Here is a 21,996-nt window from a genome sequence, read left to right on the forward strand (position 1 = left end):
GCCCTACCTCGCGGTGCTCAACGACAGCGCGAACCGGCCCCGCGGGTCCGTCCACCAGTGGCTCAGTTCCAGGCCGGCGGCGGCCAGTTCGGCACGGACGCCGTCCTCGCGGAACTTCGCCGAGACCTCCGTACGCAACTCCTCGCCCGGCGCGAAGTCGACGGCGAGGTCGAGTGCGGGGATCTTCACGGTCTGCTCGACGCGGGAGCGCAGCCGCATCTCGATCCACTCCTGCTCGGCGTCCCACAGGGCCACATGGTCGAACGCGGCCGGGTCGAAGTCGGCGCCGAGCTCGCGGTTGACGACGGTGAGCACGTTCTTGTTGAACCGAGCCGTCACCCCGGCCGCGTCGTCGTACGCCGGGACCAGGACCCGCTCGTCCTTGACCAGATCGGTGCCGAGCAGCAGCGCGTCCCCGGGGGAGAGCAGCGCCCGTACGGCGGTGAGGAACTCGGCGCGCTCGGCCGGGAGCAGGTTCCCGATGGTGCCCCCGAGGAACGCCAGCAGCCGCGGCCCCGGTGTCGCGGGCAGGCTCAGGCCCGCCGTGAAGTCGGCGATCAGCGCGTGCACGCTCAGCCCGGGGAAGTCGGCCACCAGTGCCTTGCCGGCCTGGGTGAGGGCGCTCTCGCTGACGTCGACGGGGACGTACGTCTCCAGCGAGGTCAGCGCGCCCAGCAGATGCCGGGTCTTGTCGGAGGAGCCCGAGCCCAGCTCGATCAGCGTACGGGCGGGCAGCGCGGCGGCGATCTCGCCGGACCGGGCGAGCAGGATCTCCCGCTCGGCGCGCGTCGGGTAGTACTCGGGCAACTCGGTGATCTGCTCGAACAGATCGCTGCCGTGGGCGTCGTAGAACCACTTCGGCGGCAGCGTCTTGGGGTGGGCGGTCAGGCCGCGGCGGACGTCGGCGCGCAGGGCGGCGTCCATGGCGTCCTCGGCCAGGGTGCGGGTGAGCTGGAACGGGGTCACGAGCGGGGCTCCTTGAGTGGTGCGGGGGCCGAGGCGTCGCTCGGTTCCTTGAGCGGGGACAGCAGGACATCGGCGTCGGTCGCGACGAGCAGGGTGCGGTCGGGGACCTCCTGCCAGCGGGGGTCGTCGTCGTGCGGCTCGGAGGCCACGACCGTGCCGCGGCCGGGTTCCGCGCGGTACCACAGGGTGTCGCCCCAGGCCGTCGCGGCGATGCCGGTGCCGTCGGTGAGCAGCAGGTTGAGGCGGGAGCCCGGCGCGGCGGCGGCCACCTCGGGGACGGTGTCGGCCAGCGCCCGGCCCATGTCGTCTCCGGCCCGCAGCCGGGCCAGGACGAGCGCCCACACCAGCGCCGAGTCGTTGCGGGCGGCGAGCGCCAGCAGATCGGCCGGCGGCAGGCCGTGCGCGAGGGGCGCGAGGGAGTCCGGCCAGCCGGTGACCGCGCCGTTGTGGCTGAACAGCCACCGGTCGGCGGCGAAGGGCGCCGCGGCCGCCTCCCCGTCCGGGCTCGGCACGGTCGCGTCGCGCACCGCGGCGAGCAGCGCACGGCTGCGCACCACCCGCGCCAGATCGGTCAGATCGCAGTCCGCCCAGATCGGCCCGAACCGCCGGTAGCGGGCCGGCACCGGGTCGCCCTCGGCGTACCAGCCGACCCCGAAGCCGTCCGCGTTGACCGTGCCGTGCCGCTGCCGCCGCGGCGCCCACGACTGCCGGTACAGCGAGTGCGGCGGTTCGAACAGCAGCCGTCCGAGAGGGACTTCGGGACCCACATAGGCCAGGTGGCGGCACATCAGACGTCCTCCGCGGAGCGCGCGGTGCGGAACCCGGAGAAGATCTGCCGCCGGATCGGATAGTCCCAGTTGCGGAACGTGCCCCGGCAGGCGACCGGGTCCACCGCGAACGAACCGCCGCGCAGCACCTTGTAGTCGGGACCGAAGAACACCTCCGAGTACTCCTTGTACGGGAACGCCGTGAAGCCCGGGTACGGCAGGAAGTCGCTGGCCGTCCACTCCCAGACGTCGCCGATCAACTGCCGTACCCCGAGCGGTGACTCCCCGGCCGGGTAGGAGCCCGCCGGGGCCGGGCGCAGATGCCGCTGGCCCAGGTTGGCGTGCTCGGGCGCCGGATCGGCGTCGCCCCACGGGTAGCGCCGCGAGCCTCCGGTGGCCGGGTCGAAGCGGGCGGCCTTCTCCCACTCGGCCTCGGTGGGCAGCCGCCGCCCGGCCCAGCGGGCGTAGGCGTCGGCCTCGTACCAGCACACGTGCACCACGGGTTCCTCGGGCGGCACCACCTCGGTGACCCCGAACCGGCGGCGCAGCCACTGTCCGCCGTCGCGGCGCCAGAACAGCGGCGCGTGCAGGGAGGCGCGGCGCACGTGCGCCCAGCCCTCGGGCGTCCACCAGCGTTCCGTCTCGTAGCCGCCGTCCTCGATGAACGCCAGATAGGCGCCGTTGGTGACGGGTGTGGTGTCGATCCAGAAGGGCGCCACCTCACGCGTGTGCGCGGGGCGTTCGTTGTCCAGCGACCACGGCTCGGCGGAGGTGCCCATGGTGAACGGGCCGCCGGGCACGAGAACCTCGGGCGGTCCCGTGTACAGCGGCACCGGCTCCGGGTCCGGGGCGGTCAGCGCCTGCGGGCCCCTGCGGAGCTGATGGGTGATCAGCATCGTCTCGTCGTGCTGCTGTTCGTGCTGGGCGATCATCCCGAAGGCGAAGCCGGCCTCGGTCAGCCGGGTGCCGTGGAACGCGGCGGCCTCCAGCACGTCCAGCACCCGCCCGCGCACCTCGGCGGCGTACTTCCGGGCCTCGTCGGGCGGCAGCAGCGGCAGCCTCGGCCGCTCGGCGCGCGGGTGCTCGAAGGCGTCGTAGAGGCTGTCGATCTCCGGGCGCATCGCCTCCTGCCCGGCGACGGCCCGCAGCAGCCACTGCTCCTCCTGGTTGCCGATGTGCGCCAGGTCCCACACCAGCGGGGACATCAGCGGCGAGTGCTGGGCGGTGAGGTCGGGGTCCTCCACACAGGAGGTCAGCAGCGTGGTGCGGGCGCGGGCGGCGGTCAGCGAGGCCAGCGCCCGCTCGCGGAACGCCTCGGTGTCGAGGGCCGGCTCGGTGGTCATGCGGGGATGTCCTTCCCGTGCGCCCCGGTGAACGGGGGAGTGTCCTGGCCGCGCGTCCCTGTGGCCGGGGGAGCGTCCTCGCGGTGCGTCCCTGTGGCCGGGGGAGTGTCCTGGGGGTGCGTCCCGGCGACCGGGGGAGTGTCCTGGGGGTGCGTCCCGGTGGCCGGGGGCGTGTGCGTCCCGTGCGCCTCGGTGGCCGGGGGGAGATGCGCGCCGTGCGCGTGGTCCAGCAGATCGTCGGCGGGGCAGCGGCCACGGGCCACATAGCGGTCCCGGTACGCCGCGACGGCGTCCGTGATCCCGGATCCGGCCCCGAGCCGGGGCAGCGCCTCCAGCGCCGCCGCGAAGCAGATCCCGGCCACCTCGCGCAGCTCGGGGTCCGCGAGCGCGTCGCGGGCGGCGGCCAGCCACAGCGGGTTGTGCGGCGCGGGCAGGCCCAGGGAACGCTCGGCCAGCGGCTTCACCGCGCGATAGGCGGTCTCCGCGGCCTCCGGATCGTCGAACAGGGCCGTCGTCACCGCGAGCGGCACGATCCAGCCGTCGTCGCCCGGCTGCGCGTCGATCATCCGCAGCTCCAGATGCCCACGCGGTCTGACCGGCGGGAACAGCGTGGTGACGTGGTAGTCGAGGTCCGCCCGGGTGGGCGGGCGCGGCAGGCCCGAGCGGGTCCACTGCCGGAAGGTCAGCCCCTCGGGCACCTCCCACGGCCCGCCGTCCCGGCGGACGCACATCACCGGCGCGTCCAGCACATGCCGGGCCCACGCGGTGCGCGGATCGCCGTCCAGGGCGGGGGCGCCCGCGCGGCCGGCACCGATCCGGGTCCAGGTCAGCTGCCGGGTGGAGCGCCAGCCGGTGGGCCGGTCACCGTCCAGCGGGGAGTTGGCGAAGGCGGCCACCAGGACCGCGCCCAACTGGTGCGCCAGCCACCAGCGCCGCCCCATGCCGAGCGGTCCTGGCTCCTCGAACCCGGCGTCCAGACAGACCTGCACGGACGCCGAGGCGCACATCATGGCGCGGCCCGCGGGACCGGTGCGGTCCAGGCAGGTCTCCATCGCGTCGTAGCGCGGGGAGCGCAGATAGCGGCGGGGCGGACGCCAGGGGTCCTGGCCGATGCCGAGGAGCGCGAGACCGTCCTGGCGCAGGGCCGCCCGTACGGCGGCGAGATCGGCGGAGACGGTGGCGATCGCGTCCGTCAAAGACGCGGCGGGCGGCGAGCTCAGCTCCAGCTGGCCGCCGGGTTCGACGGTGAGCGCCGAGCCGAGGGGGACGGCGCGCAGTGCGGCGTAGACCGCGGAGAGTTGTTCGGGCGGCACCGGGTGCCGGGGCCGCAGCGGGTCGTGGAGCAGCCACTCCACCTCCACCCCGACCGTGCCGGGCGGCCCGGTCTTGAAGCAGATGCCGCGCACGAGGGCCTCGACCTCGGCCTCCGTGATGGCTGCACGGTCCTCCGTACAGCCGCCTGCCGAATCGGACACGTCAGGATCCTCCTGAGATTCCCTGTGGGCGCCGCACGGTCACCTCTGGGCTCCCGCCCGGCATCACCCGTCCCAGCCAAGACCCTCGCGCCGGTTCGCACAAGAGCGCCCCTCGGGACCGAGGGGACCGGGAGCCTCCGGTTCCGGGCTGTCCTGGTGATCGTTCTCCGAGGTCAGGCGGGTGGGGGAGCGCCGGGCCGTCCCCGTCCGTTTCCGGTCCGTTCCTCGAACACTCATCGGGATGTCACGGGCGGCCGGGCCCGGAAAAACCCTTTGCCCGCCCGTCCAGCATCGCGCAGGATCACTCCATGAGCACCATGGGGGAGGGCGCACGACGTGCGCTCACGGCGCCGACGGGGGTGGCGCCGTGAGCGCACGTCTGCGCGGCATCGCGAAGGAGACGGAAGAGATCGTCGCGGCCGGGGGCTACCGCACCCGCGGCGGACGCGAGGTGTCCATCGGGGCGGCCGTGGCCGCGGCCCGCGCGGGCACCCGTATGCACGGCCCCGGACCGGTGGCGGTGGCGCCGGCGGAGCCGGTGGAGACCTCGGTGGAGGTCACCGGCGAGAGCAGCCTGGAGGCGGCCCGCCGCGTCGGCGGCGGGGTGGCCGTCCTGAACTTCGCCTCCGCCCGCAATCCCGGCGGCGGCTTCCTCAACGGCGCCCAGGCCCAGGAGGAGGCCCTGTGCCGCGCCTCGGCGCTGTACCGCTGCCTGCTGCAGGCCCCGCAGTTCTACGACCACCACCGCGCCCACCGCGACCCGTTCTACACGGACCGCGTCATCCATGCGCCCGGCGTACCGGTCTTCCGCGACGACCGCGGCGAGCTCCTCGACGAACCGTACCTGGCGGGCTTCCTCACCGCCGCCGCCCCGAACGCGGGCGTCGTACGGCGTACGGCACCGGAGCGCGCCGCCGGCCTTCCGGCCGCCCTGCGCGCCCGTGCCGAGCGCGTGCTGGAGACGGCCGCGGCCGAGGGCTACCGGCGCCTGGTGCTGGGCGCCTGGGGCTGCGGGGTCTTCCAGAACGACCCGGCGCAGGTGGCGGGCGCCTTCCACGCGCTGCTGGGGCCCGGCGGGCGGTTCGCCGGGCGGTTCGAGCACGTGGTGTTCGGGGTGCTGGACCGGACACGGGACGCGGCGGTGCGGGGCGCCTTCGAGCGGACCTTCCAGGCAGGGGCGGCTCAGCTGCGGCGCTAGCGGTCCGGCGGCTGGGAAGTCCGGACCGCGCTCCGGCGTCCGGGCGGCTCAGCTCCAGCCGTAGCGCAGCCGCAGCCGATGCCGGACCAGGTCGAAGCGCGCCCGGTCCAGCGCGCACGCCTCGCGGCGCATGCCCATCTCGTGCAGCCGCAGCACCCGGTCCACGTCCACCCAGGACTCCCGTCCCGAGCGGTCCCAGGGCCCGGAGCCGATCGGCACCCAGTCGCGCTGGTGGTCGTGGCGCTTGCTGGACAGCCGCACCGCCAGCAGCGTGCCCGCCGGCTCGCGGGCCACCACCAGCACCGGCCGGTCCTTGCCCCGCCCGTCGTGCTCCTCGTACGGCACCCACGTCCAGACGATCTCACCGGGATCGGGGTCGCCGTCATGCGCGGGCGCGTACTCGGTGCGCACCCGGCCCACCGTGCGCGGGTCGACGTCGGTGGTCGCGTGCGGGCCGAACCGGCCGGGCACGTTCTCATCGGTAAACGCGGTCACGGGGGGCACCTTAGAGGGTGCCGGCCGTGCCCACGCGCACGGCCGCTCACCGGGCCGCCACAGCGCACGGCCCAACTCCCTCACGCCGCCCGCGTGTCCGCCCCGAGCTCGTCCGGCGGCCACCTCTCGTGCCAGCGCAGCTCCGCCTCCACCTGTGCGGCCAGCGACACCAGAAGGGGCTCGCTCGCGGCCGGTCCGAGCAGCTGGGCGCCCACCGGCAGGCCGCCGGTGACGAAACCGGCGGGGACGTTCACACCGGGCCAGCCGAGCACGTTCCACGGCCAGGCGTACGGACAGGCGGCGATCATCGCCCGGTCGGTGGCGAACCCACCGAGGCCGAGCATCGCGCCGACGCGCGGCGGCGGAGCGGCCGTGGTGGGCGCGAGGATCACGTCGTACGAGGTGAAGAAGGCGCCGATGCGCCGGTGCAGCCGCGCCTCCGCGGTCCGGGCGGCCCGCAGCGGGGCCCCGCCGAGCAGCCGCCCGAGCCGGGCGGCGTCACGGGTGCGCGGGTCCAGCAGGGCGGGGGCGGGGGACTCCCGGACGTACTCGGCGATCCCGGCGGTGGCCCGCGGGACGAAGGTCAGCCCGATCCGGCCGTAGGGCGGGTCGGCCTCCTCCACCGCGTGCCCCAACCCGGCCAGCGTCTCGGCGAGTTCGACGACCCGCGCCCGGATCTCCGGGTGCAGCCGGGCGGGCAGCGCGGTGAACGGCGGCTTCAGCGCGAGGGCGATGCGCAGCCGGCCCGGGTCGCGGCCGACGGCCGCCGACACGTCGAGCGGCGCGGGCCGGTGCGGGTCCAGGTCGTGGTTGCCGCTCGCACAGTCCAGCAGCAGGGCCGCGTCGGCGACCGTGCGGGCGAGGGTGCCGTTGACGGTGATGCCCTGGAACGCCTCGCCGCGCGGCCAGGTCGAGATGCGCCCGCGCTGCGGCTTGATGCCGACCAGGTTCGTCCAGGAGGCGGGGATGCGCACCGACCCGGCCCCGTCCGAACCGAGCGCGGCCGGCACCAGCCCCGCCGCGACCGCCGCCGCCGAGCCGCCGGACGAACCACCCGGCGTATGCCCGGAGTTCCACGGATTGCGGGTCGCGCCGAACGCGGGACCCTCCGTGAACGGCCACTGGCCCAGCTCACAGGTGTTCGTCTTGCCGACGATCACGGCCCCGGCCGCCCGCAGCCGCCGTACCGCCTCCCCGTCCGCCGCGGCCGGCGGGAACGCCCCGGCACAGCCGAACGCGGTCGGCTCCCCGGCCACGTCCATGTCGTCCTTCACCGCCACCGGCACCCCGAGCAGCGGCTTGCGCACCCCGGCGGCCAGCGCCCGGTCCGCCGCCTCGGCCTCCGCGAGCGCCGCCTCGGCCCGCACGACCCGGAAGGCGTTGAGCGACCCCTGCGTCGCCTCGATCCGTGCCACGGCCCGTTCGACGAGCGCGCGCGAGGACACCTCCCCGGCGGCCAGCGCCCGCGCGGTCTCCGCCAGCCCTGCGGCACGGTCGAGCGTCATACGGGACACCTCCGGGGGGAACGCCGTCGTCCTACCGAACGGTAACGTCAGGAAGGCGTCTGCGGAACGCCCTGTGGAATCCCGCAGCGGTGTGAACGACGCACCGGGCGGCGGCCCCCGTGGTGCTACGGAGCCGTCGGCAGCGTCACCTCGAAGCGGCAGCCGCCCGGAATGTTGCGGACGGTGGCCCGCCCCTGGTGCGCCTCGACGATGCCCCGCACGATGGCGAGGCCCAGACCCGCGCCGGCCGGGGGCGTCCGGGCGTCGGTGCCGCGCCAGCCGGTGTCGAAGACGCGCGGCAGATCCTCCTCCGGGATGCCGCCGCAGCCGTCCGTCACGGACAGCACCACCCCGTCCGGCGAGCGCTCGGCGGCCACCGCGACCGTGCCGTCGGCGGGGGTCCGGCGGATCGCGTTGACCAGGAGGTTGCCCAGCACCCGGCTCATCTCCTTGCCGTCCACCTCCACCGGCACCGGCTCGACGCGGTCGCCCACCAGCCGCACCCCGTGCTCCCGGGCCAGCGCGTCCGCCCCGGCCAGCGCGTCGCCCACCAGGTCGTACAGGGACATCCGGGTGGGGGCCAGGGCGAGCGCGCCAGCGTGGATGCGGGAGAGCTCGAAGAGGTCGCCGACCATGTCGTTGAGGCGCTCGACCTCGGTGCGCATCTGCCGCAGATAGCGGTCCGGGTCGGCGGCGACCCCGTCCTCCAGGGCCTCCGACATCGCGCGCAGACCGGCCAGCGGGGTGCGCAGATCGTGCGAGATCCAGGCGACGAGCTCGCGCCGCGAGGTCTCCAGCGCCCGCTCCCGCGCCCGGGACTCCGCCAGCCTGGCGCTGGTGGCGGCCAACTCCCGGCTGACCGCGTCGAGTTCGGCGGTGGTCGCGCCACCGGGCGCCGCGAAGGCGCCCCCGTCGCCGAACGAGCGTGCCGCCACGGCCAGTTCCCGGCTGCGGGCCACCACCCAGCGGCCCAGCAGCAGCGCGGTCGCCAGCGACACCACCGCCGCCATGGCCACCACCGTCGTCACCACGGTCAGGTCGTGCGGGGACAGGAACATCGCCCACGCCACCGCCAGCGTCCCCGACAGCATCGCGACCACGCCGACCGCCGCCACGACCGCGAGCGACGCCGTGAGCGAGCGCCGCCGGATCAGGAACAGCACCCCCGCCCCGGCCAGCCCCGACGCGGCGGCGCCCGCGAACGCGTACAGGGCGATGAGCAGCATGTCCTTCACCTCACACCGCCCCCTCGCCCGGCTCGAAGCGGTACCCCACACCCCACACCGTCTGGATCAGCCGGGGTCGCGCCGGATCGTCCTCGACCTTGCCGCGCAGCCGCCGGATGTGCACGGTGACCGTCGACAGATCGCCGAACTCCCAGCCCCACACCTCCCGCATCAGGTCCTCACGGCTGAACGCCCGTCCGGGGTGGCGCAGGAAGAACAGCAGCAGGTCGAACTCCCGCAGGGTGAGGGCGAGTTCCGTGCCGTCCTTGGTCACCCGGCGGGCGTCCGGGTCGACGGTGAGCCCGGCCGCGGCCACCCGGTGACCGGACGGGGCGGGCCGGCTGCGGCGCAGCACCGACTCCACGCGCAGCACCAGCTCGCGCGGGCTGAAGGGCTTGGTGACGTAGTCGTCGGCACCGACCTCCAGGCCCAGGATCCGGTCGTCCTCGTCACCGCGGGCGGTGAGCATGATGACCGGCACGGGACCGTGCCCGCGCAGCCTCCGGCAGACCTCCAGGCCGTCCATCCCCGGCAGCATCAGGTCCAGCACCACCAGGTCCGGCCGGTGGGCCGCGGCCCGCGTCAGGGCCGTCGGCCCGTCGCCCGCCCGGTCGACGGCATAACCGGCGCGGTCCAGATATCCGGCCACGACCTCGGAGACGGTCGGATCGTCGTCCACGACGAGGACCCTCGCCGGCGAGGGTCCGGCGGTGTGCGCCCCGGAGGGCTCCTGCGGCTGCTGCATGCGCACAGCCTCGCATTTCACCTGGCCGGCGGGGCAGCCGCGGGGGGCGATGTCCGCGTTCCGTAAGAAGCTCGTGGACCGGGGGAAAGCCATGGACGGCGAGAAGCCCGCGGACTTATGGACCACTGAACCCCGCACACTTTGGCCCTGTCCGCCGGACCATGACCTCGGCAGAGTGGAAGCGTCCGAAAGCCCGGAGCGGAGGTTCCCTTGAGCGTCGCCTTCCTGTTGACCACCCTCGTCATGGTGGTCACCCCCGGCACCGGCGTGGTGTACACGCTGGCCGCCGGACTCGCCCACGGCCGCAGGGCGAGCGTGATCGCCGCCTTCGCGTGCACCCTCGGCATCGTGCCGCACCTGCTGGCCACGATCACCGGGCTCGCGGCGCTGCTGCACACGAGCGCCGTCGCCTACGAGACGGTGAAGTACCTCGGCGTCGGCTATCTGCTGTACATGGCCTGGGCGACCCTGCGCGACCGGGACGCCCTGACGGTCGCGGGGGAGAGCGAGCCGCGGTCCGCCGGCCGGGTGATCGTCTCCGGTGTGCTGCTCAACCTGGTCAACCCCAAGCTCACCATGTTCTTCGTCGCCTTCCTCCCGCAGTTCGTACCGGCCGGGGCGGACGGCTCCGCCGGGGCGATGCTGCGGCTCGGCGCCGTGTTCATGGCACTCACCTTCGTGGTCTTCGCCGCGTACGGCCTGTGCGCCGCCGCCGTACGCGACCGCGTCCTCGCCCGGCCCGCCGTACTGACCGGGATCCGCAGGGTGTTCGCCGTCTGCTTCGTGGGCCTGGGCGCCCGGCTGGCGGTGGCCTGACCATGCGCTTCCGGCACGCGGACACCCTCCGCTCGCAGTACCCGGAACTGACGGCGGGCGTCCTCCACGCCACCTCCGTCGACGCCCTCGCCGACACCGGTCCGGCCGTCGCCGAGTACACCGCCCGGGCCGCGTCCCGGCTGGCCGGGGCCACCGAGGGGGAGTTCCCCGAAGTGCTCGCCTGGCGGCGGGCGTTCTCCCGGATGGGGCTGAGGCCGACCCAGTACCGGTGCGCCTCGGAGTCCCTGCTGCGCAGGCTTCGCAAGGAGGGCGGCCTGCCGCGGATCCATCCGGTCGTGGACCTCTGCAACGCCGTCTCGGTCGCCTACGCCGTTCCCGTCGCCGCCCTCGACGCCGACCGTATCGCCGGACCGCTGCTGGAGGTGCGCCCCGCCCGCGGCGACGAGCACTACACCCCCTTCGGCGGCGGCACCGAACACCCCGCCCCCGGCGAGGTCACCTTCGTGGACTCCGCCGGCCGCGCCCACGCCCGCCGCTGGACCCACCGGCAGAGCGGCCACTCCGCCGTGGGCCCCCACACCCGGCGCATCCTGGTGGTCACCGAGGCCATGCACGAGGGCGGCCACGACACCGTGCCCGAGCTGCTGAAGACCCTCGCCGCGGAGCTGACGGCCCACTGGCCGACGGACCCCGACACCGCCGTACTCACCGACGCGCGGCCCGAGTTCACGTTTCCCGGCTGAGCGGCGTGCATGGCACGATCGGCACGGTGAACGAGCAGACGGCCGTGGACGCGGGGGCGCCGAGTGCCGTGCCCACCGCCGGAGCCGTGTCCCCGCACGGGGAACACGGCTCCGACTTCCTCCAGTTGGACGCCGCCGCCGTACCCGCCGCAGGCAAGGCCGACTGGCTGGCCGGGCGGCTGCGGCAGGCGATCGCCGACGGACGGCTGACCGTCGGCAGCAGGCTCCCCTCCACCCGGCTGCTCGCCACCGAACTGCGCCTCTCACGCGGTGTGGTCACCGAGGCGTACCGGCGCCTGGCCGAGGACGGCCATGTGGAGGGCCGCCGCCGCGGCGGCACCGTCGTCGTCGCGGTGCCCCGCCCCGCGCCCCGGACCCCGGCGCCGCCCGGACACACCGCCCCCGCCGCCCTGTTCACCGGCGCCCCCACCCTGGACGTCTTCGACGCCCTGCGCACCGCGCCCGCCCGCGTCGACTTCACCCCCGGCCGCCCCGACCTCGCCGTCTTCCCCCGCACGGCCTGGCTGCGCGCCGAACGCGCCGTGCTCGCCGACCTGTCCGCCGACACCCTCGGCTACGGCGACCCGCGCGGCGCCCCGCCCCTGCGCCGGGCCGTCGCCGACTGGCTGGCCCGCAGCCGCGGCATCCGGGTCGCGCCCGACGAACTGATCGTCGTCGCGGGCACCGCCCAGGCCCTCACCCTGCTCAACCCGGTGCTACGCGCGGACGGCGTCGACGCCGTCGCCGTCGAGGAACCGGGCTCGCTCGGCGCCCGCCAGCATCTGCACCACGGCGGGCTGGCCACCCCGCCCGTCCCGGTCGACGAGGACGGCGTACGGGTCGACGCCCTGCGCGCCACCGGCGCCCGCGCGGTCCTGCTCACCCCCGCCCACCAGTTCCCGATGGGCGTGGTGACCAGCGGTGAGCGCCGCCGTGAGCTGCTGCGCTGGGCACAGGAGGGCGGGCTGATCCTGGAGGACGACTACGACGCCGAGCACCGCTACGACCGCCCGCCCGTGCCCGCGCTGCGCGCCCTCCTCGCCGACCACGTCTGCTACCTGGGCAGCGTCTCCAAGCTGCTCGCGCCCGCTCTGCGCATCGGCTGGGCGGTTCCGCCGCCCCGCTTTCTCGGCGCCCTCACCGACGCCAAACGCTTCACCGACCTCGGCAATCCGGTGCTGCCGCAGCTGGTGCTCGCCCGGCTGATGGAGTCCGGCGAGCTGGAGCGCCATCTGCGGATGCTGCGCGGCCGTCACCGGCGCCGCCGCGACACGATGATCGCCGCCGTCGCCCGGCACCTGCCGGGTGCGGTGGTGCACGGCGCCGCGGCCGGTCTGCACCTGACCGTCACCTACGCGCCGGACGTCCCCGACACCGAGCTGGCCGCCGCCGCGCTTGCCGCGGGCGTCAAGTGCCAGCCCCTGTCCTGGCACCGCCAGACCCCCGGCCGCCCCGGCCTGGTCCTCGGCTACTCGGCCACCCCGCCCGGGGTCATCGAAGAGGGGGTCGCGGCACTGGGCCGCGCCCTGCGGGCGCTGTCGGCCTGAGGCCAGGCCGCGCAATCCGTAGCTCCTCCTGGGCGCCGAACCCCTTGCGCTAGATACCCCCAGGGGGTATATCTGTCTCTCGTGGATACCCCCCAGGGGTACCTACTCCTCATGGACCGCACACGCCCAGAGAGGTACGCGATGTCAGCCGCCGACCCCCGCCGCTGGTGGGCCCTCCTCGTGCTCGCCGCAGCCCAGTTCATGGTGATCATGGACACCTCGATCATCGGGGTGGCCCTGCCCGAGATGCAGCGCGACCTCGGCTTCTCGCCAGGGGACCTGCAATGGGTGTTCAACGCCTACGTCATCGCCTTCGGCGGTCTGCTCCTGCTCGGCGGCAGACTGTCCGATCTGCTCGGCGCCCGCCGGGTGTTCACCGCCGGATGGGTCGTGCTGATCGCCGGCTCCGTCGTCGCGGCGGCCGCGCGGACCGCCTGGGTGGAGGTGCTCGGCCGGGCCGTCCAGGGCGTCGGCGGTGCCCTCATCGCCCCGGCCGCCATGACCCTGCTGATGATCCTCTTCTCCCACGACCCGAGGGAGCTCGGCAAGGCCATGGCCCTCTACGGCGCCGCCGCGCCCGCGGGCGGCACGGCCGGGGTCTTCCTCGGCGGCGTCTTCACCGAATGGCTGAGCTGGCCCTGGGTGTTCATCGTCTACGTCCCGATCGGCCTCGCCACCCTCGCCGCCACCGGTCTGCTCCCGGCCGTGGCACCCCGGCGCGGCGCGGTCGACCTCCTCGGTGCCGTCACGGTGACCGCCGGTCTGGCGCTGGCCGTCTTCGCCGTCGTCCGAGCGCCGGAGGCCGGGTGGGGATCCGCGCAAACCCTGCTCGGACTCGGCGGAGCCGCAGCCCTGCTGGCCCTGTTCCTGCTGGTGCAGAAGACGGTGCGCACGCCGCTGATGCCGCTCGGCATCTGGCGGGTGCCGCGGCTGGGCTCGGCGAACCTGGCGATGACGCTGCTCGGCGCCGCGTGGATCCCCATGTGGTACTTCCTCAACCTCTACCTCCAGCAGGTCCTCGGCCACGGGGCGTTCGCCTCGGGTGCCGCGCTGCTGCCGATGACCGGTCTGCTGATGGTCTTCATGACGGCGATCACCGCCCGTCTGCTGGGCCGCTTCGGCGCCAAGCCGCTGATCGGCGCCGGGCTGCTGGTCCTGGCCGCGGGCCTGCTGTGGCTGTCGGCCGTGGAGCCCACCGGCACCTTCGTGGTGGACGTCCTGCCCGCCTCCCTGGTGGCCGCGCTCGGTATGTCGCTGGCGTACATCCCGGCGATGATGGCCGCCATGTCGGGCGCCCCGCAGGAGCAGGCGGGCCTGGCCTCCGGCATCGTCAACACCACCTACCAGGTCGGTTCGGCCCTGGGGCTGGCCGCCCTCACCGCCCTGGCCACCTCGCAGGGCGCCGGCGAACTCGGTGACGCCGCCGCGCTCACCGACGGCTTCGGCACCGCCTTCCTCGCCGCCGCCGTCATCGCGGCCGTCGGCGGACTCGCCACCCTGTTCGCGATGCGCGGCGAGAACGCGGAGCGCCCCCGGCAGGAGGTGCCGCAGAAGGTGTCCGCCTGAGCCCCCCGGACACCCAGGGGCGCCGGACCAGACCCCCGGACACCTTAGGGGCGCCGGACCGGACCCACGGACGCTCAGGGGCGCCGGACCAGACCCCGGACGCTCAAGGGCGGCGGACCAGACCCCGGACGCTCAGGGGCGCGATGGCCCCAGACACCAAGGGGCGCGATAGCCCCGGACACCGCAGAGGCGCCCGAACAGCCCCCGGACACCACAGGGGCGCCCGACGGCCGCGAAGGCCGCCGGGCGCCCCTGGGCGTGCGTTCCGTCAGCCCGTGCCGAGCAGCGCCTTCATCTCCTCGATCTCGGCGCTCTGACCGGAGATCACCGCGCCGGCCATCTCCTTGGCCGGACCGTGACGGCCCTGCTTCTGCTCGGTCCTCGCCATCTCCACGGCGCCCTCGTGGTGCTCGACCATCAGCGTCAGGAACAGGGTGTCGAACTCCCGGCCGGACGCCTGGCCCAGCTCGGCCATCTCCTCCTCGTCCATCATCCCCTCGGCCCCCGCGTGCTCGGAGTGGCCCGAGCCGGGCGACGGCACTGTCTCGCCCCAGGACTCCAGCCAGCCGGTCATCGTCCGGATCTCCGGCGCCTGCGCCTTCTCGATGCGCGCGGCCAGATCCTTGACCTCGGGGGAGGCGGCCCGGTCCGCGGCCAGCGCGGCCATCTCCAGGGCCTGCCGGTGGTGCGGGATCATCCCCTGGGCGAAGGCCACGTCCTGGGCGTTGTGATCGGCGGCGGACGCCGACGCCGGGGCGGAGGTGTCGGCGTGGCCGCCCGCGTGGGAGCCGCCGTCGCCGCAGGCGGCGAGGACGAGGGCCGCTGCGACGCCGGCCGCGGCGAACGCGGCACGGCGGATCGGGGCACGGGTGCTGGTCATATGTGAACTCCTGCGTGAGGTGGGGCGCGCACAGGGCGCGGGACATGACGGCGTGCCGCGCCGCCACCGGGTCGGCGGCGGACGGCGGGCCGTGTCCTATATCCGCAGGAGCTGGAGTTCGGCGAGCGAGGGAGGCGCGCGTCCGCCCCGGGCGTCGCCCGCGACGGAACGCCGGGCGTCGGGGGCCACCGTCGCGTGCCCGATGGGATCGGCCGACGGAGGCAGCGGCGCGGGACCGGCGCCCACGGCTCCCGAGGCGCAGGTCGGATCGGCGTGCTGCGGGTGGTTGCCGCCGTCGCCGTGGCACACGGACTCCGCGTCCGGGTGCGCCCGCGCGTGGGCGGCCATGGCCGCGTGGTGCCCGGAGGGGTGGGCCGTCCCGCCCGGCGCCAGGCCGTGCATGCCCACCAGCCCGGTCAGCAGCCCCCACACCAGCAGCGCCGGCCACCACACGGGCGGTACCGGCGCGCGGTGGAGCGCGGCTCGGGCTGTCACGGAGCACATGCTACGAAAGCCCGGAGCCCCGGCCGACAGGGGCTCACCGCCGAACGGCTCAGAGCACATGCGGCCCGCCTGCCGTCCGTGGTCTGTCCGGCGGTACGAGGAACAGGGCCGCCGGCGCGGCGCCGCCGGCCCCGAGCGCGCCGACCGCGAAGGCGTCGGTGAAGCCGCCGATCGCCCCGCGCTCGATCCCGCCCGCGGCGCCGGTCGACCTGACCGCACCCCGGCCGAACCGCCCACCTCCCGGTACGGGACCGATCAGTACAGGTCCTGGTCCGCAGATTCGCCCCGAAGTGCCCCGGAGCAGTCGATGGCGCGCGATCTCCCCCCGCGGGCTAGCCTGAACCCCAGGGACAAGGCGCGTCCTGCGGCCCCGTACGGCCTCCTGCGCACGCCGCCTTCGCCCCGTCGCCGGCACAGCTCCCGTCCCCTGAAGGAGGTAGCGGCCATGGCCGACTGGCGCGGACGCGCGGTACGCGCGGGCAAACGGCCCTTCACCCGGCCGCCGGCCGCACCTGTCGTCGGGGGCAAGGAGGAGGCGCCCGAGCACACGATGGACCCGCGTGCCGACGAGGAGCAGGAGTCGCCCTCGGTGTCCCTGGCGCGCAGCGTCGTCGACGCGGGCCTCTACCGCAACGGACACCGCATCGAGACGCCGTCCTCGCTGGCGGAGATCTACCGCAGGCTGCCCGGCGAGCCCGGCACCATGGCCTGGATCGGCCTGTACCGGCCCGCCGCGGCCCAGCTGCTGGCGGCCGCCGAGCAGTTCGACCTGCACGAGCTGGCCGTGGAGGACGCGATCGTCGCCCATCAGCGCCCCAAGCTGGAGCGCTACGGCGACACCCTCTTCGTCGTCCTGCGCGCCGCCCGCTATCTCGACGAGGCCGAGGAGGTCGACTTCGGCGAGATACACCTGTTCATCGGCCCCGACTTCGTCCTCACCGTCCGCCACTCCCAGGCCCCCGACCTCGGCGCGGTCCGCGCCCGCCTGGAGAAGGACCCCGAACTGCTGGCCCGCGGCCCCGAGGCCGTGCTCTACGCCGTGCTGGACGCGGTGGTCGACGGCTACGCGCCCGTCATCGCGGGTCTGCAGAACGACATCGACGAGATCGAGACCGAGGTCTTCGGCGGCGACCCGAAGGTGTCCCGCCGTATCTACGAGCTCTCCCGCGAGGTCATCGAGTTCCAGCGGGCCGCGCGTCCGCTGCTCGGAATCATGCGGGATCTGGAGGCCGGGTTCGAGAAGTACGGCACCGACGAGGAGCTCCAGCGCTATCTGCGCGACGTGGCCGACCACGCCACCACGGCCGCCGAGCGGGTCGACGGGTTCCGGCAGATGCTGGAGAACATCCTCACCGTGAACGCCACGCTCGTCTCTCAGGCGCAGAACGAGGAGATGAAGCTGATGGCGGAGGCCGGGCACGCCCAGAACAACGAGATCAAGAAGATCTCCTCGTGGGCCGCCATCCTCTTCGCCCCGACCCTCGTCGGCACGGTCTACGGCATGAACTTCGACCACATGCCCGAGCTCCACTGGATCCTCGGCTACCCCTTCGCCATCACCCTGATGGCCCTGGTCTGCGTCAGCCTCTACCTGGTCTTCAAACGCCGCGACTGGCTGTGAGCCCGCGCGGTGCCGCCGGTCCCGCGACCCTGCGCCGCGCCGGCGCCGTCACCCCCCGGACATGCGGAAGGGGCCGCCGCCCGAAGGCTGCGGCCCCTCCCACGGGCTGCGGCGCCGCTCAGGCCGCAGCCGCCTCACCGGCGTGGCCGTGCACGGCGGAGAGGACGGCGGTGAGCTGCTCGACGACCTCGGCGTCGTCGGCCGGGTGGATCTCGGCGAAGCGGGTCACGGAACCGGGGACGGACATCTTCACGTCCTCCAGCACCTTGCCACCGGCGATGCCGACGGCCTTGCGGGCCTCGTCCTGCGCCCAGACGCCGCCGTACTGGCCGAAGGCGGTGCCGACCACGGCGACCGGCTTGCCGACGAGCGCACCGGCGCCGTACGGACGCGACAGCCAGTCGATGGCGTTCTTCAGCACGGCCGGCATGGTGCCGTTGTACTCGGGCGAGAACAGCAGCAGCGCGTCGGCGGCAGCGGCGGCCTCGCGCAGCCGCACGGCGGCGGCCGGGACGGAGCCCTCGACGTCGATGTCCTCGTTGTAGAAGGGCACCTCGGCCAGGCCCTCGAACAGCTCGATCTGCGCGCCCTCGGGAGCGTGCTTCACGGCCGCCTCGGCGAGCTGGCGGTTGTGCGAACCGGCGCGAAGGCTGCCGACGAGCGCGAGGATGCGGACAGACATGACTACTCCCGATGGCTGAAACTGTGCCGTCTAACGATCCGGACCGGGGTCCGTTGAAAGTTGTACCACTAGAACCGGACCGCGGTCCAGTTCCCCCGTCCGGCTAACCGGACCGCGGTCCACTTAGGTGTACCAGTTAACCGGACCACGGTCCAGTTTCATTCCCGATGGTTTACGCTTTCTTCATGGCCGCCGACCTCCCCCTGCTCCCTCCGCAATCACCCGCCACCGGCGTCGAATTGATCCAGATCGGAGCGCCGGACGACGAGCCCTGCCTGCGCGCCGACGCCGCGCGCAACCGCGCCAAGCTGCTCGACGCGGCCGCCCGGCTGATCGCCGAGCACGGCGCCGCCGGCGTCACCATGGAGGCCGTGGCGGCGGCCGCCCAGGTCGGCAAGGGGACGGTGTTCCGGCGGTTCGGCGACCGCAACGGCCTGCTCGCGGCCCTGCTGGACCACTCCGAGCGCCAGTTCCAGGCCGCCTTCATCAGCGGGCCGCCCCCGCTCGGACCCGGCGCCCCGCCCGTGGAGCGGCTGCGCGCCTTCGGCGTCGCCGTGCTGCGCCGCACCCTCGACCAGCTCGACCTGATGGCGGCCGCCGAGCCGAGCGACGAACGCCGCTTCGCCGCGGCGCCCCGGCGCGCCCTGCACGCGCACGTCGCCATGCTCCTGCGCCAGCAGGTGCCCCAGGCGGACTCCGAACTGCTCGCCCACACCCTGATGGGCTACCTCAGCCCCGTGCTGGTCCACCACCTGGCCCAGCAGTGCGCCATGCCCTTCGAACGGCTGGAGGCGGGCTGGCTCGACCTCGTCGCCCGCGTGACCGGCACCGGCGCCGAAAACTGACGCTCACTCAACTTCCGTCTACGCGCGGCATGTTCGTAGAAGCGTGAAGCAGCGGAGCCCGCCCGGAACCCCGCACCCCGGCTCTGCCAAGATGCCTCTGTCATGGTGCAGATACCGAAGCAGTCCACGCCCTCGTCGCCCGCACACCCCGCCGTGCCCACGAGCGCCGACGTGGCGCGTCTGGCCGGAGTCTCGCGCGCGACCGTCTCCTACGTCCTGAACAACACCAGCGACGTGCGCATCAGCGAGCCCACCCGCCGCAGGGTCCGCGAGGCGGCCAAGGAACTCGGCTACGTCCCCCACGCCGCCGCCCGCAGCCTGCGCGCCGGCCACAGCCGCACCGTCCTGATGCCCGCCCCCGCCGTCCCCGTCGGACCGCTGTACGGCCAGTTCCTCAACGACCTGCAATGGGCCCTCGGCCGCCTCGACTACACCGTCGTCCAGTACGGCTCGATCGGTGCCGAGGGCGACGAGGCCGCCCGCGCCTGGGCCGAGCTGCGCCCCGTGGCCGTGCTGGTCCCCGGCTCGGGCATCGGCCCGCGGGGCGTGACCGTCCTCAAGCGCTCCGGCGCCCGCGCCGTCGTCACCCTCGGTCCCACCAGGGTCGACGGCGCCCACGCCCTGCTCATGGACCACGAGGAGGTCGGCCGCGCGGCCGGCGCCCATCTCCACGCCAGGGGCCGGCGCCGTATCGGCGTCGTCGTCCCCGCCGAACCCGGCCTCGACGCCTTCGCCCGGCCCCGCCTCGCCGGCGTACGCCGCGCCCTGCGCGCCACCCCGGCCACCGTGCGCGAACTCCCCCTCGCCTACGACGAGGAGTCCGCCGCCCGGCTCGCCGCCCGCTGGCGCGACCTCGGCCTGGACGCGGTCTTCGCCTACAACGACGAATACGCGATGCTGCTGATGCGCGCCCTCCAGGACGAGGGGATCTCCATCCCCGAGGACACGGCCGTGATCGGCGCCGACGACCTGATGCTCGGCCGGCTGCTGCGGCCCCGGCTCAGCACCGTGCACATCGAGCTGCCCGCCGCGGGCGACCTCGCCCGGCTCGTCGACCGGGCCGTACGCGATCCGGGCGCCGCCCCCGAGACCCACCGGGTGCTGGGAGCCACGGTGATCCACCGCGACTCCAGCTGACCGGACCCGTCACTCTCCCTGCGAGCCGGCCTGCTGCGCGGCGACCGCCTTGCGGACCTCGTCCATGTCCAGCCTGCGGGCCTGCCCGATCACATCGGCCAGCGCCGCCTCGGGCAGCGCCCCCGGCTGCGCGAACACCGCCACCTGGTCACGCACGATCATCAGCGTCGGGATCGACTGGATACCGAAGGCCGCGGCCAGCTCCGGCTGCGCCTCGGTGTCCACCTTGCCGAACACCAGATCGGGATTGGCCTCGGCCGCCTTCTCGTAGACCGGCGCGAACTGCCGGCACGGCCCGCACCAGGCTGCCCAGAAGTCGATGAGAACGAACTCGTTCTCGGTGACCGTCCGGTCGAAGTTCTCCTTGGTGAGCTCCACAGTGCTCGTCATGGCGTGATCCCTCTTCCTGGTGTCGGGCTGAGCCGTCCGCACAACACAGAGGGACGGGCAGCTATTCCGTGCGCGCACAGCCGCACAACCGCGCGCGTACCCGTGTGGCCACACCGCACACCACCCGTAAGACTGACCCCATGACGGAAACGGATCCCAACGCGTACGACGTCGTGGTGCTCGGAGCCGGGCCCGTGGGGGAGAACGTCGCCGACCGCACCCGCGCGGCCGGCCTGTCCACCGCGGTCGTGGAGAACGAGCTGGTCGGCGGCGAGTGCTCCTACTGGGCCTGCATGCCGAGCAAGGCCCTGCTGCGCCCGGTCATCGCCCACGCCGACGCCCGCCGCCTGCCCGGCCTCGACCGGGCCGTGCGGGGCCCCCTCGACGCGGGCGCGGTCCTCGCCCGCCGCGACGAGTACACCTCCCACTGGAAGGACGACGGACAGGCCGGCTGGATCGAGGGCATCGGCGCCGACCTGTACCGCGGGCACGGCCGTCTGGTGGCCCCGCGCACCGTGGAGGTCACCGCCGCGGACGGCACCCGCCGCACGCTGACCGCCCGGCACGCCGTCGCCGTGTGCACCGGCACCCGCGCCCTCCTGCCCGACCTGCCCGGCCTCGCCGACGTACGCCCCTGGACCAGCCGCGAGGCCACCAGCGCCCAGGCCGCCCCCGGCCGGCTGATCGTCGTGGGCGGCGGCGTCGTCGCCACCGAGATGGCCACCGCCTGGCAGGCCCTCGGCTCGCGGGTCACGCTCCTCGTCCGCGGCAAGGGGCTGCTGGGCCGCATGGAGCCCTTCGCCGGCGAACTGGTCGCCGAGGCGCTGAAGGAGGCCGGCGCGGACGTGCGCACCGGCACCTCCGTGGACTCCGTACGCCGTGACGACGGCACGGTGACCGTCACCACCGGCTCCGGCGAACGCCTGGAGGCCGACGAGATCCTCTTCGCCACCGGCCGCGCCCCGCGCACCGACGACATCGGCCTCGACACCGTCGGCCTGGAACCCGGCTCCTGGCTCCCCGTCGACGACAGCCTGCGTGTCACGGGCACCGACTGGCTCTACGCCGTCGGCGACGTCAACCGGCGCGCCCTCCTCACCCACCAGGGCAAGTACCAGGCCCGCATCGCCGGCGCCGCCATCGCCGCGCGCGCCTCCGGCGAGACGGCCGACCTGGAGTCGCCGGAGCCCTGGAGCGCCCACGCCGCCAGCGCCGACCACGCCGCCGTCCCCCAGGTCGTCTTCACCGATCCCGAGGCCGCCGCCGTCGGCCTCTCCCTCGCCGAGGCCGAACAGGCCGGGCACCGGGTGCGTGCCGTGGACGTCGAGTTCTCCTCCGTCGCCGGAGCGGGCCTGTACGGCGACGGCTACCGCGGCCGCGCCCGTATGGTCGTCGACCTCGAGGAGGAGATCCTGCGCGGTGTCACCTTCGTCGGCCCCGGCGTCGGCGAACTCATCCACTCGGCGACGATCGCCGTCGCCGGCCAGGTCCCCGTCGGCAGGCTGTGGCACGCGGTCCCGTCCTACCCGACCCTCAGCGAGGTGTGGCTGCGCCTGCTGGAGGCGTACCGGGACAACTGACGTA

Annotated in this window: 21 protein-coding genes; 9 read left to right on the forward strand and 12 right to left on the reverse strand. The window is 74.5% G+C overall.

Annotated elements, in window-relative coordinates:
* Positions 1-3: 3 nt before the first annotated feature.
* The 4 genes from egtD to egtA are packed head-to-tail and all read right to left on the reverse strand — an operon-like array spanning position 4 to position 4,551.
* The gene (gene egtD, locus ACSU6M_RS29780) at positions 4-966 is read right to left on the reverse strand and encodes an L-histidine N(alpha)-methyltransferase (protein ID WP_437073825.1); all 963 of its coding nucleotides are present in this window, start codon (positions 964-966) and stop codon (positions 4-6) included.
* Positions 963-1,754, reverse strand: a complete 792-nt coding sequence (gene egtC, locus ACSU6M_RS29785) for an ergothioneine biosynthesis protein EgtC (RefSeq protein WP_437073827.1) — start codon at positions 1,752-1,754, stop codon at positions 963-965. Before egtC ends, egtD begins: the two co-directional genes overlap by 4 nt.
* Positions 1,754-3,076, reverse strand: a complete 1,323-nt coding sequence (gene egtB / locus ACSU6M_RS29790; protein ID WP_437073828.1) for an ergothioneine biosynthesis protein EgtB — start codon at positions 3,074-3,076, stop codon at positions 1,754-1,756. Before egtB ends, egtC begins: the two co-directional genes overlap by 1 nt.
* Positions 3,073-4,551 carry an ergothioneine biosynthesis glutamate--cysteine ligase EgtA gene (gene egtA, locus ACSU6M_RS29795; RefSeq protein WP_437073830.1) on the reverse strand — a complete coding sequence of 493 codons (1,479 nt, stop codon included), beginning with the start codon at positions 4,549-4,551 and terminating at the stop codon, positions 3,073-3,075. Before egtA ends, egtB begins: the two co-directional genes overlap by 4 nt.
* Before the next feature lie 367 nt (positions 4,552-4,918).
* On the opposite strand from egtA, the gene ACSU6M_RS29800 reads away from it, so the two are divergent.
* Entirely contained in the window at positions 4,919-5,749 is an 831-nt protein-coding gene (locus tag ACSU6M_RS29800; RefSeq protein WP_437073831.1) for a TIGR02452 family protein, read from the forward strand.
* 48 nt (positions 5,750-5,797) lie between these two features.
* Here the strand turns inward: ACSU6M_RS29800 and ACSU6M_RS29805 are convergent, their stop codons facing one another.
* The 4 genes from ACSU6M_RS29805 to ACSU6M_RS29820 all read right to left on the reverse strand — a co-directional run bounded on the left by ACSU6M_RS29805 (position 5,798) and on the right by ACSU6M_RS29820 (position 9,720).
* Positions 5,798-6,244 carry a type II toxin-antitoxin system PemK/MazF family toxin gene (locus ACSU6M_RS29805; RefSeq protein ID WP_437073832.1) on the reverse strand — a complete coding sequence of 149 codons (447 nt, stop codon included), beginning with the start codon at positions 6,242-6,244 and terminating at the stop codon, positions 5,798-5,800.
* A gap of 80 nt (positions 6,245-6,324) precedes the next feature.
* The gene (locus ACSU6M_RS29810) at positions 6,325-7,749 is read right to left on the reverse strand and encodes an amidase (RefSeq protein WP_437073833.1); all 1,425 of its coding nucleotides are present in this window, start codon (positions 7,747-7,749) and stop codon (positions 6,325-6,327) included.
* A 125-nt stretch (positions 7,750-7,874) separates the two neighbouring features.
* A complete protein-coding gene (locus ACSU6M_RS29815) occupies positions 7,875-8,975 on the reverse strand; it encodes a sensor histidine kinase (protein WP_437073835.1) in 1,101 nt (366 codons plus the stop codon).
* Positions 8,976-8,985: 10 nt separating this feature from the next.
* Positions 8,986-9,720, reverse strand: a complete 735-nt coding sequence (locus ACSU6M_RS29820; protein ID WP_437073837.1) for a response regulator transcription factor — start codon at positions 9,718-9,720, stop codon at positions 8,986-8,988.
* A gap of 210 nt (positions 9,721-9,930) precedes the next feature.
* Here ACSU6M_RS29820 and ACSU6M_RS29825 point away from each other — a divergent pair, with 210 nt between their 5' ends.
* The 4 genes from ACSU6M_RS29825 to ACSU6M_RS29840 all read left to right on the forward strand — a co-directional run bounded on the left by ACSU6M_RS29825 (position 9,931) and on the right by ACSU6M_RS29840 (position 14,353).
* Positions 9,931-10,536: a LysE family translocator gene (locus ACSU6M_RS29825; protein WP_437073839.1), complete on the forward strand. Its 606-nt coding sequence runs from the start codon at positions 9,931-9,933 to the stop codon at positions 10,534-10,536.
* A gap of 2 nt (positions 10,537-10,538) precedes the next feature.
* Positions 10,539-11,240, forward strand: a complete 702-nt coding sequence (locus ACSU6M_RS29830; RefSeq protein WP_437073841.1) for a B3/B4 domain-containing protein — start codon at positions 10,539-10,541, stop codon at positions 11,238-11,240.
* A 68-nt stretch (positions 11,241-11,308) separates the two neighbouring features.
* On the forward strand, positions 11,309-12,787 hold the full coding sequence (locus ACSU6M_RS29835) for a PLP-dependent aminotransferase family protein (protein ID WP_437075411.1): 1,479 nt from the start codon (positions 11,309-11,311) through the stop codon (positions 12,785-12,787).
* A gap of 141 nt (positions 12,788-12,928) precedes the next feature.
* Positions 12,929-14,353, forward strand: a complete 1,425-nt coding sequence (locus ACSU6M_RS29840) for an MFS transporter (RefSeq protein ID WP_437073842.1) — start codon at positions 12,929-12,931, stop codon at positions 14,351-14,353.
* Between the two features lie 268 nt (positions 14,354-14,621).
* Here the strand turns inward: ACSU6M_RS29840 and ACSU6M_RS29845 are convergent, their stop codons facing one another.
* Together ACSU6M_RS29845 and ACSU6M_RS29850 are read right to left on the reverse strand one after the other, a co-directional pair.
* Entirely contained in the window at positions 14,622-15,233 is a 612-nt protein-coding gene (locus ACSU6M_RS29845; RefSeq protein WP_437073844.1) for a DUF305 domain-containing protein, read from the reverse strand.
* A 96-nt stretch (positions 15,234-15,329) separates the two neighbouring features.
* Positions 15,330-15,728: a DUF6153 family protein gene (locus ACSU6M_RS29850; RefSeq protein WP_437073845.1), complete on the reverse strand. Its 399-nt coding sequence runs from the start codon at positions 15,726-15,728 to the stop codon at positions 15,330-15,332.
* Positions 15,729-16,182: 454 nt separating this feature from the next.
* Here ACSU6M_RS29850 and ACSU6M_RS29855 point away from each other — a divergent pair, with 454 nt between their 5' ends.
* Positions 16,183-17,358: a magnesium and cobalt transport protein CorA gene (locus ACSU6M_RS29855; protein WP_437073847.1), complete on the forward strand. Its 1,176-nt coding sequence runs from the start codon at positions 16,183-16,185 to the stop codon at positions 17,356-17,358.
* 118 nt (positions 17,359-17,476) lie between these two features.
* Here ACSU6M_RS29855 and ACSU6M_RS29860 read toward each other — a convergent pair whose 3' ends face one another.
* Positions 17,477-18,040: an NAD(P)H-dependent oxidoreductase gene (locus ACSU6M_RS29860; RefSeq protein WP_437073848.1), complete on the reverse strand. Its 564-nt coding sequence runs from the start codon at positions 18,038-18,040 to the stop codon at positions 17,477-17,479.
* A 185-nt stretch (positions 18,041-18,225) separates the two neighbouring features.
* Here ACSU6M_RS29860 and ACSU6M_RS29865 point away from each other — a divergent pair, with 185 nt between their 5' ends.
* Entirely contained in the window at positions 18,226-18,885 is a 660-nt protein-coding gene (locus tag ACSU6M_RS29865; protein WP_437073849.1) for a TetR/AcrR family transcriptional regulator, read from the forward strand.
* A 102-nt stretch (positions 18,886-18,987) separates the two neighbouring features.
* Positions 18,988-20,022, forward strand: a complete 1,035-nt coding sequence (locus tag ACSU6M_RS29870; protein WP_437073850.1) for a LacI family DNA-binding transcriptional regulator — start codon at positions 18,988-18,990, stop codon at positions 20,020-20,022.
* 9 nt (positions 20,023-20,031) lie between these two features.
* Here ACSU6M_RS29870 and trxA read toward each other — a convergent pair whose 3' ends face one another.
* Positions 20,032-20,454 (reverse strand): thioredoxin, encoded by a 423-nt coding sequence (trxA, locus tag ACSU6M_RS29875; protein ID WP_437073852.1) that lies wholly within the window; start codon positions 20,452-20,454, stop codon positions 20,032-20,034.
* A gap of 98 nt (positions 20,455-20,552) precedes the next feature.
* Between trxA and ACSU6M_RS29880 the strand changes: the two genes are divergently transcribed.
* A complete protein-coding gene (locus ACSU6M_RS29880) occupies positions 20,553-21,992 on the forward strand; it encodes a dihydrolipoyl dehydrogenase family protein (RefSeq protein WP_437073854.1) in 1,440 nt (479 codons plus the stop codon).
* Positions 21,993-21,996: the final 4 nt, after the last annotated feature.

The sequence above is a fragment of the Streptomyces sp. enrichment culture genome (genome assembly GCF_964272895.1).
GTDB lineage: Bacteria > Actinomycetota > Actinomycetes > Streptomycetales > Streptomycetaceae > Streptomyces.